This is a genomic window from Bacteroides luti, assembly GCF_900128905.1.
GTDB lineage: Bacteria > Bacteroidota > Bacteroidia > Bacteroidales > Bacteroidaceae > Bacteroides > Bacteroides luti.
In genome coordinates, this window is the sequence record NZ_FQTV01000002.1 from 375,628 (window position 1) to 388,213 (window position 12,586).

Here is a 12,586-nt window from a genome sequence, read left to right on the forward strand (position 1 = left end):
CATGATGAAAAGAATTTATTTATTAGCAATTGGCGCATTACTTTCGGGTAATGCGCTTTATGCACAAGGCACGCTGAATGATTATCAACGTGCTTTTTCTCTGAGTAGTAATTTCAAGGACAAGGTATTTTACTCGGACGTAAATCCTCAATGGATTGGAAATACAAATCAGTTTTGGTATGTGCGTAACACTCCTCAGGGGAAAGTGTACGTAGTAACAGACGCAGTAAAGAAAACACGAAAAGAACTGTTCGACCATCAGAAGTTAGCTAAGTTACTAGCCTCATCTGCAGGTCAGACTATTGATGCCACAAAACTTCCTCTTCAGGAACTACAAGTTAACCCTACGCTGGATACGCTCCGTTTTATGTATAATAATTATAAATGGATGTATTTGAGTAAAAAGAGTAACCTTGTAAATGAAGGGAGAGTAGTTAAGCCGGAATACAAGTATTGGAACGAATGGGACGATGAACGCGTTGGAGATCCCGTGGTTTCTCCGGATGGGAAACTGATTGCCTTTATTAAAAATCAGAATGTATATATAAAAGATAACCTTTTTGGTAAAGAAAAAGCGTTGAGCTTCGATGGATCACCGGGAGAATATTACTCGGCTTACATCCATTGGTCGCCCGATTCAAAGAAAGTAGCTGTGATGAAATTCCGTCCGGCTGAAAAGAGATATATCTATTTCGTGGAATCATCACCCGCAGGTCAGATACAGCCAAGGCTTCATAAACGTGAATATGCCAAACCAGGTGATGCTCTTCCTATAAAATGTCCGTGTATTTTTGATGTAGCTACGGGAGAAGCCAAAATTCCTTCAATGGAACTATTCAATAGTCAGTTTGAACTAAGAGGACCGGAGTGGAGTTCTGATAGTAAGTCTGTTTTGTTTGAGTACAACCAAAGAGGACATCAAGTTTTTCGTGTATTAGAGCTATCGGCCGAAACAGGAAAGGTTAGAACTGTGATTAATGAAACCAGTAAGACTTTTGTGAACTACAATCGTTATTTCCGCAGAGACCTGGCTAATGGTAACGAAATAATCTGGATGAGCGAGCGCGATAACTGGAATCATCTTTATCTGTATGATCGTAAAACAGGAGAGGTGAAGAATCAAATAACAAAAGGAGAGTGGTACGTGCGCGATGTTGTTCAGGTAGATGAGGCTAACCGGGTTATTTATTTCTCAGCCAACGGAATGGTGGCTAATGAAGATCCCTATCTTGTTCGTTATTATCGAATCAATTTTGATGGTTCCGGACTTACTTGTCTTACCCCCGAAGAAGGAATGCATCAGGCTTGGTTCTCAAAGGATATGAAATACATGGTAGATGTTTACTCTATGGTAAATAAAGCACCAATTGCATTACTCCGAAATGCTACCAATGGAAAAGAAATTATGCCACTTGAAAAAGCAGACATCACTGAACTACTAAAAGCCGGATGGATTGCTCCTGAACCTTTCTGTGCCAAAGGACGTGATGGAAAAACTGATATATGGGGCGTAATTATCCGACCAACGAACTTTGATCCGAATAAGAAATATCCTGTTTTGGAATATATTTATGCCGGACCGGGCAGCCAATATACTCCTAAATCATTTTTTCCGCTCCTTAGATATCATTCAACCATTGCAGAGTTAGGTTTTATCGTTATTCAGATGGATGGTATGGGAACTTCTTTCCGTTCGAAAGCATTTGAAGAAATAATATATAAGAACCTTAAAGATGCCGGATTCCCGGATCGTATTGCCTGGACCAAAGCAGCTGCGAAAAAATATCCATATATGGATATAGACAGACTTGGGATTTTTGGCGGTTCGGCCGGTGGACAGGAAGCAATGATGGCTACGCTCTTTTATCCGGAGCATTACAAAGCTGCTTATGCCGGTTGCGGATGCCATGATAACCGGATGGATAAAATATGGTGGAATGAACAATGGATGGGTTATCCTATTGGAAAAGAATATGCAGAATGTTCTAATGTGGAAAATGCGCATTTGCTAAAAACTCCTCTTATGCTGGTTGTTGGTGAAATGGACGATAATGTAGACCCGGCTTCAACTATGCAAGTGGTAAATGCACTGGAAAAAGCAAATAAAGAATTTGAACTGGTTGTAATTCCTGGTAGCAATCACACATTAGGTGGTGATTATGGTGACCATAAAAGATATGATTTCTTCGTAAAACATCTTATGGGGGTTAATCCTCCGGCATGGGATGCTATTAAGTATAAATAAGTTCAATAGGTTAGGTTTACAGCTTATTTTGCAAGGGGCGGTTTCATATTGGAATCGCCTCTTTAGTTTTTTGATCTTTTATTCATATTCAATTTTTTTCTGAATTTATGAGTTTATGAGTTTGATATAAAGCTTAAACTTAGACTATGTAATAGCTCTGAATCGTGAAATTGTGACAATGAAGTATATTAATCAGAATTGGTTGGTATACAGTTGCCAGGAGTATGGATGGGTATCTTTTATTTAGTTTAAATTTATACCTTTGTAACTTAAATAGTTATAATTATGAATTTAGTAATAGAATCTGGTCTTTTAGCAGATATTGACGAATTAGAAAGACTATATGATAATCTGAATGATTATTTATCCTCTACCACTAATTATCCCGGATGGATAAAAGGTATATATCCGATTCGTGAAAATGCGGTTACTGGTATCCAGAATAATAATCTTTTTATTGCAAAATATAATGGAGAAATTGTTGGTTCTATAATTCTCGATCATCAGCCTGAAGAAGCCTATCATGGCGTTAAATGGAAATTAGATGTAGATTACAGCTATATTTTTGTAGTACGTACTTTTGTAGTGCATCCTTCATTCCTGAAAATAGGGGTTGGTAGTGCTTTGATGGATTTCTCGTTTGAACTGGCTCAAAAATCAAGTATGAAATCTATTCGTTTGGATGTTTACGAAAAGAATATTCCAGCTATTTTTTTGTATGAGAAATGCGGTTTTGAATATATTGATACCGTAGATTTGGGTCTGGGTAATTATGGGCTGGATTGGTTCAAACTATACGAGAAAGTTATTTGAGGTTTGAGTTTAATCAGACTGAAAGCAATTTATTCTCTTCCAATCTTGGAAATTATGTGTCTCGTCGTTTATCTACCGATAAAATGATAGAACTACTGTTTTTTGCATAAAATAAGTACCAACTGGGGTTTAGGAGTGATCCGTTCTTCTCTAGTTTACAGAAAAAATAAATCCCCGATAATTAATAATTATCAGGGATTTTCTTGAATTGTTTTGTTGCTTCAGTGATCCGCTTGGGATCACTAAAATAGTTATATGTTACATCCTTAAATACTATAACACTCGTATAAAGCCCAATAAATAAAGGTTTTAATAATCTGTAATTTTATGTCGTTTACTCTCGTTATTACAAATAATGTGCGTATATTTGTGCGAAGAATAAAATTACACACAATATGAGAGCAAGTAAATGCAATGTAAATTTTGTCCTCGACAGACGTCGAGATAAGGAAAGTAAAGCTCCGATCGTCGAAAATGTTCCTATCAATATGGATTTTACTTTTAAGGGAAAGCGTCTCCGTTTTTTTACGGGTTATAGGATTGATGTCTCAAAATGGATTGATGCAAAAAAAGAGGATCCAACGACTGGGGTTATTATCCATGTTCAGCAAGTTAAAAAGAATGCCGTTAATAGATCCGGAGAAACGTCCTCCGAAATAAATAGGCGTTTGGTTAAGTTGAAAGAAACTATAACTCAAATATATGAAGAGGCCAAAATATTATTCAAAGAGGTTACAATCGATTATCTCCGTGATGAGCTCCGAAATAGACTTGCAGAGGTTAAAAGGGAAGATACTCCCAAAGGGCCTACATTGTTTGATATTTACGAAAAATATATAAACGAGGTGAAAGTCTCTCCTGGGAGAAAAAAGTCTCTAAATTCAACAAAGAATCATTTTGAGAGGTTTTCAGAAACATTAAAAGATCCTATTACTTTCGAGAACCTTTCTCCGTCGCTTATAGATCAGTTCTTTAATTATTTAATCAATGATGCTAAAAATCCGGATATTTATAAAGATCTCCCGGCGAATAAAAGGCCGAGAGAAAAATCTCTTAATACTATTGCCGGAAATCTAAAGAGGTTAAGAGCATTTCTCGAATGGTGTACTTTGTCTCAAAATGGGGGCTATCTGATCGTTTCGCCATTTAAAGAATATAAAATACCATCGGAAGAATACGGACGGCCTATATACCTTAAGAAAGAAGAAAGAGACTTATTATTTAATGCAATTATTAACGACGAACGCCTTTCTCGAGTTCGAGATATTTTTGTTTTCCAATGTTTAATAGGTTGTCGCTTTGGCGATCTTGTGAAATTAACAAAAGGGAATATTGTAAACGGAGCGATAGAATATATTCCACGAAAAACTAAGGACGAGAGACCGGTTAGTGTTAGAGTTCCTTTGTCCCCAAAAGCCAAAGAATTGATCGGTCGTTATAATCTCCCGGATGGATCCTTGTTCCCATACATAACGGATCAGCGATACAATGATTATATTAAAGAACTGTTTCAAGTTGTGGAACTTGATCGGGTTGTTACTCGATTAAACCCATTAACGAGAGAGGAGGAGAAAGTCCCTCTTTATGAGATAGCCTCCTCACATATGGCTCGACGTACATTTGTTGGCACTCTTCATAAGAGTAATGTAAAAAACGAAATTATTGCCTCTATGAGCGGACACACAAAGGACTCTAAGGCATTTGCCCGTTATTATGATATTGACGAGGAAACGCAGGACGAAATAATTAATACTTACCTCGATTAAAATATGAAGAAAGAGACTATCAAAAGTATGATAAATGAGTCTGCTCGCTCGGGAGTTATTATTCGAAAAATGAATGATATTATAAAGACTCGATCCCTCCTTGGTAAAGAGGATCTCTTACGCCAATTAATTCTACTTAGAGATGATTTTGCTCTATTGCTAGAAGAATTTACCAAAATAAAGAACCTCCCATTTGTAATGAGTGATACGGGAAAGGAGATATTTTGGGATGGGACTCCTTACCAAGGAACGTATGAGGAGACAGATTTTCTTATTCTTTGTAAGTATTTACCGGAAAAAGCAAAATTCGACAATGAAATAAAATTGTTAACTCGTAAGGACGACTCGGAGGATCCGCCCGCTATTACGAGCAAATACGCGGTTGATGTTTTAAAGAATATTTATAAAGATCTTTTAGATCTTAGTTTCATTGATAAAGAACTCTCCGGCAACGATCCCAAAACGTGGCTCTATATTTTTGGCAAAGAGCTATTCCCGGGAAAACCTATAAAATGGGGGACGGGAGTGTCATTGCATGATAAGGCTTATATTTTTATGAAGATCCGAGCCCTCGACTCTTTTAATAATTGGGAACGAGCTGAAAAATACACAGGAATAAAACGAGGCCAATTAAGCACAGGAAAAACAAGAACAGAACAAGGCGGTCAAAAATATGAAAAGAAGCAAAAAGATATTGATCGGTTGATATTTAATAAATACGATTAACTATAAAGATTAGCCCTCCCCAATGACGGAGGGCTTTTTTGTGTCCTTATGTGTAGTACTACAGAAACATACAAACTACGTTCTTTCACCTCGTTACTTTCGTACCATAAATGATAATTAATTAAAATATGGGCGAACAAGTTTTACTTATCAAACGAGATGAACTCTCGTTTTTAATAAACGAAGCTGTTGAGGCTGCTTTTAAAAGGAACGAAAATGCAACTCCCAATAAAGAGGAGGGAGCTCTTAAATTTTTGAGGGGTAATGAAGAATTAGCAAAGTACTTAAAATGCAGTGTCGGGACTATAATACGATGGAAGAATATGGGCCTTATTCCTTTCTCTCAAAAGGGGAGAATGATCCTCTTTGATATTGAAAAGGTAAACGAGGCTTTAAGTAATAAATCATTTAAAAGAAAGTAGAAGTATGGAAGAAAAAGAAAGGGCGGCCGGAGCCGCCACAGTTGGACAAGACAAAGATAGTGAAAAATGGCTATTACCCGAATCTCGAAAGAGATTATTATCTCTCTTTTTATCGGGCGAACATCTTTCGTCTGTTGATATTGTCCGAAAATGCAGGATTGCAGATCCTCGATCAGAAATCCGACACTTAAGGAATGCCGGTTATGAGATAAAGGATCGATGGATGAAATCCTCGAAATCAAGGTATAAGATTTATTTCATGGAAACACAAGTATAGCCTTAAGGCCCGAACGAAAAACCGTGCTTTGCCTACAAATCGCAACAACAAATGATTAATAAGCATAAAAAAGGTAATGGAAAAAATAACGGGCTATTCACTAAGTCGAAATTATTTCGAATGGGTTTTTAATAACCCAGATAAAGGAGATGCGGCTATGACAGCCCTTTATTTCTTTATCATTGACGAGTTTAATCGTTCCGGATGGAAAGATAAAATCGCAATAACTTCTCATCGATGTATGGCGGCGATTGGTTGCCATTCTTATAATACGTATAAGAGGGCTCTCAATCTATTAATCACAAATGGATTTATAACGCTTATACAAAAATCACAGAATAGATATACTGCAAATATTGTTTCCCTATCAAATTTTGATAGGCTAAACCATTATGTCGATAAATCTACTCTATCAAAAAATGACGAGGTAAAATTTACCATATCAAAAGATGATGAGGTAAACACATCTACTCTATCAGTTACCCCATCAAATAATGATGAACTAACTGAAACAATCTTAAATAATAAAACTATAAAACCTAATAATATAAATAATATAGAGGAGTATAGCTCTGATTCTGTTTTTGAAGATGATTGTTTAAAGGTTGAAGATGTTGAGGTTTGCGATCCTTATAAAGAGTTTACGGAATGGATAAAAGAAAACGCTCCTAAAGTCGCTAAGATGAAAGAGCCTTTTACAGAGGTTCAATATTACAAACTGTTTTCTGAATACAATGCCGACGATGTATATAACATTCTCGAGGCGATGCACAATTACGAGCCACTCTTAAAAAAGAGCGTCTCGGCTTATCTTACGGCTCGTAATTGGCTTAATAGAGACAAGAAAAAAAGTAATACTAATAGCAGGTTCTCAACAGCTCAAAAGCCAACAGCCGGGAAATTTGGATCTATATTGAAAAGCCTTGAGGGGGCGCTAAATATGACAGACGTAAACTCCGGTTTTGATAAAAGTAAATATGGCAATATGGCAAGTGTTATCGAATCGGCCTTAATGCATTAAAATAAATATGGATAAAATAATCGGAAAGCGGATCATTATCCCGGATGGTAGAAAGGCAATAGTCGAAAGTGTCAGATATGAGAAAGACGGGGTAAGATACTATTTCTGTAATATTCTAAGATCTGTATTTGACTATGACGGGAGATACCGAGGATGCAAACCAACTTATATCTATGCGACGTTGTCTTTCGATCAGATAAAAACAAAGTGAACACTATAGAAGTGAACACTCGAAAAATAAAATAACGGTCGCCGGAGCCGTAAAAGCCTATAAATAAAGCTCTCCGGCAAAATAGAGATAAGTAATGGGATGAAAAAAGAAACAATTTTATCGATTTTCTATTTGATAATCGTAGAATCAGCCTTAAAAATCCCAAGTGAATAACTTTTTATGCAGCCGAGTAAGTAAGGTAACTAACTGACTCGAGCGAATGGATCCAAAAAAAGAGAGCGAGATATTTGCTCCTTAAAATCTCGAGATCTTTAGTATGGACAAAATTGGAGGGTTGTTACGCTAAAATAGGAGTCGGCCCTCCGATCTTAATTAACTCCTTGAAATTATAAAGATATGGAAACTTTAAATATAGGTGCTTTAGTTATTGGCTATAGAGATGATCCTCATAAAGCCGTGATCGGGATAATCGATGCAATCGTCGGAGAATCGGTCAGTTTTCAAAATGTGAGATTAAATAACGGCTCATGGGTTGGCTATGTTGTTCCCTTTGAATCTCTCGAGCAATATAGAGCGATAACTGAGGGCTCTTTTGAAATCCCGGTATTATAATTGTTATCTGTGATCCGATTCGGATTACTACTTATGTATTTAAAATATTATTAATAAGCGGTTAAAAGTGTGTAGGTATAAATATTCGCACTTAAATACGCACAATAAACAAAAAAGATGGATGCATTAGAGTTTTATAAAAGCCTCAACGCCGAAGAAAGAAAAGCTTACGCAAAGATTAAGAATGGGCTTTCTTCACTTGATAAAGAGGAGATGGTCGCTTTTGAATGTGCTATTAATATGGGGCACTCTATAAACCCGGATAATGGTTCTCAAAGAAATCCCGAGACCGGAGTTTCCGTTGCCGTGGAAAGTTATATAAAAGGTAAAACAGAGGAGGGCAAAGGGGCTCTCGGAGGAAAACAACTTAAGTAAAACTGAAAGTATGGATTCAAACAACGGGGCGTTATCATTTGACGCCTATATAAATAATACTGACTTTAAGAAACAGATGGATGAAATGGAGCGTCGGATAATCGGGCTTACCGATTCGACCGTCGACCAAGCCGACAAGATGGATTCCGCCTTTAAAAAGGTTGGAATGGCTATCGGGGCTTATTTCTCTTTTCAGTCTCTTAAAGGATTCGGATCGGAGATCCTAAAAGTCCGGGGAGAGTTCGAGGATCTCGAAGTTTCGTTTAATACATTACTTGGATCTAAAGAAAAGGCTACCGACTTAATGGCTCAAATCGTCGATGTTGCTGCAAAAACCCCGTATAACCTTACCGAGGTTGCCCGTGGAGCAAATCAATTGACAGCCTATGGAATGGCCTCCGAGAATGTTACGTCTACTCTTACCAAATTGGGAAACATCGCCTCCGGTATAAATGTTCCTCTAGGCGATATTGTTTATCTCTATGGTACGACAATGACGCAAGGACGACTCTATTCGCAGGATCTTAACCAATTTACGGGCCGAGGCATCCCAATGATTAAAGAGCTCGCCAAACAGTTTAACGTCGCCGAAAGTGATGTTAAGGGGCTTGTCGAGGCCGGTAAAGTCGGTTTCCCGGAAGTCGAAAAAGTAATCGATTCTCTTACGGGTAGCGGAGGAATGTTCTACAACCTTATGGAGAATAAGTCCAAGACTCTTAACGGCCAAATCGCCAACTTAGAGGACTCCTGGGCTTCTATGCTTAACGAGATCGGAAAGCAAAGCGAGGGCGTCGCAACCGGTACGATTGAGGTCTTAAGTAGTCTCGTGTCAAATTACGACAAGGTTCTCGATGTTCTTAAAATTCTTGTTGCTACTTATGGCGCCTATAAGGCCGCCATTATTGCCGTGAATGTAGCAAAGACTGTTTCAATTGCCACAACATCCGGAATGACAGCCGCCGAGATTCTTCATTACGGAGCTATTGTCTTATCGGAAAAGGCGCAAGCCTTGTTAAACAAGACAATGCTTGCCAATCCTTATGTTTTGGCCGCTACATTACTTACGGGGCTAATTACCTCCGTTGCTTTATTCTCCTCGGGAGTTTCAACCGCCGAAAAGACACAAAAAAGCCTTAACGAGGCAATGGGACGGGCCGAGGATGCAATTACTTCTGAGCGAGCTAAGATTGAGACTCTGACAACGATTATAAGAAGTGAGACGGTCTCTCGACGTGATAAGGAAAAAGCCCTTAAAGATTTGATAGATCTTAACCCGGATATGCTTTCCGGATTAACGGAGGAGGCTATCAGAACCGGGAAAGCGACGGCCGCAATTGATAAATATATCGAGAGCCGTCGTAAACAAGTCCAAGTCGACGAGATAAAGAAAGAGCTCGATTCCTCTTTTAAACGTGAAAACGAAGCAAAGGCCGGAAAAAACGAGATCGGATTTTGGAAAAAGTTGTTTTTGTCCGCCGGATCTACTGATCCAATGGGAGGAGTTAATTACGACTATATGGATGCGGTTAAGCAGGCCAACAAACAAAAAAACGCAGACGCTTTAAAAGATGAAAAAGCGATCCAAGGGAGCCTCAAAAAGAAACTCGACGAAATAATGAAAGACAACTCCAAGTCGACAGCAAAGGAGACCGTCCGTAATTATCAGACCGTCGGAGATAAGGTCGATGAAATTACTCGTAAAATCTCCAAGCTTGAAAAGGAGAGAACAAACCTAAACGCATCGGACGCAAAAGGGCTTAATAAGATAAACAAAGAGATCGCGGCCCTTGATAAGCAAAAGAACGCCCTCGAGGGAAAAGGATCCTCCGGGAGTAAATCCAAGAAAGAAAAGACGCCGGTTAAGGATTCTCTCGATTATTGGGAAAAGATTAAGGAAGATGCCACAAAGTCCCTTAACTCTTTATCCACAAAAGACGCCTCCTTTGCCACTAAGCAAGCAAATCTCCTCGGAAAGATAAAGACGGCCGAGGATCATATCTCGGCGATCGAGCGGGGACAAATGAACTTTAACGAGCAACTCGACTATAAGAAAAAGCAATACGAGCTTTATTACAAATGGGTTGAGCAAATCGGAAAGAAAGCCGCCGACGAACAGTTTGCAAGTCTTATCTCCGGGGGACAATCTTACGTCGATTATCTGAATAACGAGATCGCAAAACTTGAAGCTAAAAAGAGTGTCGGTACTTTGACGAAAGGAGATGCAAATAATCTTATCTCTCTAAATGAGCAGAAAGACGATGCAACCGGGGTAAAATCTCCGATCGAATCGTTTAAAGAGGAACTCGCAAAAGCCAAAGAGGAGGCCGGATCTCTTATCGAGTATCTCGATATCCTTAAGAAAAAGAAAGAGGCCCTCGCCTCGGATAATTCCGAAACCGGTATCGCCAAGAAAGCAGAGCTCCAAACCGAGGAAAATTCGACAACCGGAGCGATCAAGGATAATGTTAAACAGCTTGTCGATAATTACCAATCTTACGCCGGGAAAGTACGATCGATAGAGAAGTCGCTTACCGACGATCTTAAGACTCTCTATAAAGGGCTAATCAACGCCAAAACAGACGAGGAGAAAAAGCAGATCCAAGAAGCGATCGAAACCCGTACAAAGGCGGCAAAGGATGAAACGGATAAAGTTAAAGCTTCCACTTTCGAGGAGTCGGACGCTTATAAGACGCTCGCCGAATTTATGCAGGGCCAAAGCCGTAAGATGTTGGTTTCTCGCCTTAAGGATATTGAGAAGTCGCTTAAAGCAGCTAAAGCCGCGTATGGAGAGGATTCCAAGGAATACAAGAAACTTGTAAAGGATATCAATAACGCCAAGATAAAGGCCGTTTCTGATGATCTTAAAGATGTCTCTAATATTCTGCAAGGAGCGTCCGAGCTTGCCGGGCAATTTGATTCAGAACTCGGAGATGCACTTTCCACGGCTGCAAGTATGGCAGATGCGGCCGCCGATATTGGTATGTCCGTCGCTCAATTCGCAAGTGGGGATATCCTCGGAGGTATTCAATCCGCTATTTCCGGGATCTCAAAGATTGTAACTCTTGCCAAGTCGGTAAAAGAGGAAAACGCCAAGGCCCGGGCCGAAGTTAAGAAGTTTAACGATGAGGTTTATCTCGGTGGGCTTAAGTATAACCAACTCCTCCGGGAACGGCTCGACCTCGAGCAGCAAATCGGAGAAACTTCTCTCGACTATTACAAGCGAAAACAAGAAGCCATCGCCAAGGAAAAAGCCGATATACAAAAGGAATATGACGAACTCTTTGCAAAGATACAAGGAGAGGATTATATCGACAGTAAAGGCTATAAACATGGAACCTTATTCCGCAAAGCTAAGACGTGGAATAACATGGCGACTTTATCCGGGAAATCTTACGAGGATATCGAAAAGCTTTACGAGGAGGGCCGTCTCGAGGACGATGTTAAAACAATGTTCGAGCAACTCAAAGAGTTAAAGGACGAGGGCGCCGACGTTGCCGATCTTTGGCTCGAGAGTATCGAAGCAATGAAAGAGGCCTTTACCGGGACGACTTACGACTCGCTTGTCGATAGTATATTATCCGCTTTTGAATCCGGAAAGATAGGGGCCGAGGATCTCGCCTCCACTTTTGGCGATCTGATGAAAAAGAGTTTGCTCGAAACCTTTAAAATGCAGTATCTCGAGGAACCCCTCCGTAACTGGTATAATCAATTTGCCGAATATGCTCAAAGCGACAACTCCTTATCAAAAGACGAAATCGAAGCTTTGCGGTCTTATTATAATTCGATTATGCAGACGGCAAACGATCAGTACGAAGCGATAAAAGAGGCCTCCGGTCTCGATTGGACGGCGACGTCAACCGATCCTCTTACCGGATCCGTGCAATCATTAACAGAGGAAACCGGATCGGCCGTCGCCGGGCAAGTTACAATGTTAAGGATCACCACATCGGAACATCTAGACGTTGCAAGACAACAACTTTTGCAAATGGCTGAAATTGCCTATAATACGGCTGTTTGCGGTAAAAACCTTGCCGATATTAAGACGATTATTCAAAATATTAAGCTTAGTGATGAGAGTAATACTTTAAGAACGGCGGGTTATACTGATTAGTATGTGTAATCCATATAGAATCACATATTAAATATATAATTAGTTT

10 protein-coding genes are annotated in these 12,586 nt (G+C 39.3%); all 10 read left to right on the plus strand.

Annotated features, from left to right (window positions below):
* Positions 1-4 precede the first annotated feature (4 nt).
* Entirely contained in the window at positions 5-2,245 is a 2,241-nt protein-coding gene (locus BUC21_RS03285; RefSeq protein WP_073399211.1) for a S9 family peptidase, read from the plus strand.
* Positions 2,246-2,530: 285 nt separating this feature from the next.
* Positions 2,531-3,058, plus strand: coding sequence for a GNAT family N-acetyltransferase (locus tag BUC21_RS03290; protein WP_073399120.1), 528 nt, complete (start codon positions 2,531-2,533; stop codon positions 3,056-3,058).
* 395 nt (positions 3,059-3,453) lie between these two features.
* Positions 3,454-4,824: a site-specific integrase gene (locus BUC21_RS03295; RefSeq protein WP_073399125.1), complete on the plus strand. Its 1,371-nt coding sequence runs from the start codon at positions 3,454-3,456 to the stop codon at positions 4,822-4,824.
* Between the two features lie 3 nt (positions 4,825-4,827).
* The gene (locus tag BUC21_RS03300) at positions 4,828-5,550 is read left to right on the plus strand and encodes a hypothetical protein (RefSeq protein ID WP_073399127.1); all 723 of its coding nucleotides are present in this window, start codon (positions 4,828-4,830) and stop codon (positions 5,548-5,550) included.
* 128 nt (positions 5,551-5,678) lie between these two features.
* Complete coding sequence (locus BUC21_RS03305; protein ID WP_073399138.1) at positions 5,679-5,972, plus strand: helix-turn-helix domain-containing protein; 294 nt, start codon at positions 5,679-5,681, stop codon at positions 5,970-5,972.
* Positions 5,973-5,976: 4 nt separating this feature from the next.
* Positions 5,977-6,249: a helix-turn-helix domain-containing protein gene (locus BUC21_RS03310; RefSeq protein ID WP_073399139.1), complete on the plus strand. Its 273-nt coding sequence runs from the start codon at positions 5,977-5,979 to the stop codon at positions 6,247-6,249.
* A gap of 76 nt (positions 6,250-6,325) precedes the next feature.
* Positions 6,326-7,270, plus strand: coding sequence for a hypothetical protein (locus BUC21_RS03315; protein WP_073399140.1), 945 nt, complete (start codon positions 6,326-6,328; stop codon positions 7,268-7,270).
* Positions 7,271-7,838: 568 nt separating this feature from the next.
* Positions 7,839-8,054, plus strand: a complete 216-nt coding sequence (locus BUC21_RS03320) for a hypothetical protein (RefSeq protein ID WP_073399141.1) — start codon at positions 7,839-7,841, stop codon at positions 8,052-8,054.
* A 117-nt stretch (positions 8,055-8,171) separates the two neighbouring features.
* A complete protein-coding gene (locus BUC21_RS03325; protein WP_073399142.1) occupies positions 8,172-8,429 on the plus strand; it encodes a hypothetical protein in 258 nt (85 codons plus the stop codon).
* A gap of 10 nt (positions 8,430-8,439) precedes the next feature.
* Complete coding sequence (locus tag BUC21_RS03330; RefSeq protein WP_073399143.1) at positions 8,440-12,540, plus strand: tape measure protein; 4,101 nt, start codon at positions 8,440-8,442, stop codon at positions 12,538-12,540.
* Positions 12,541-12,586: the final 46 nt, after the last annotated feature.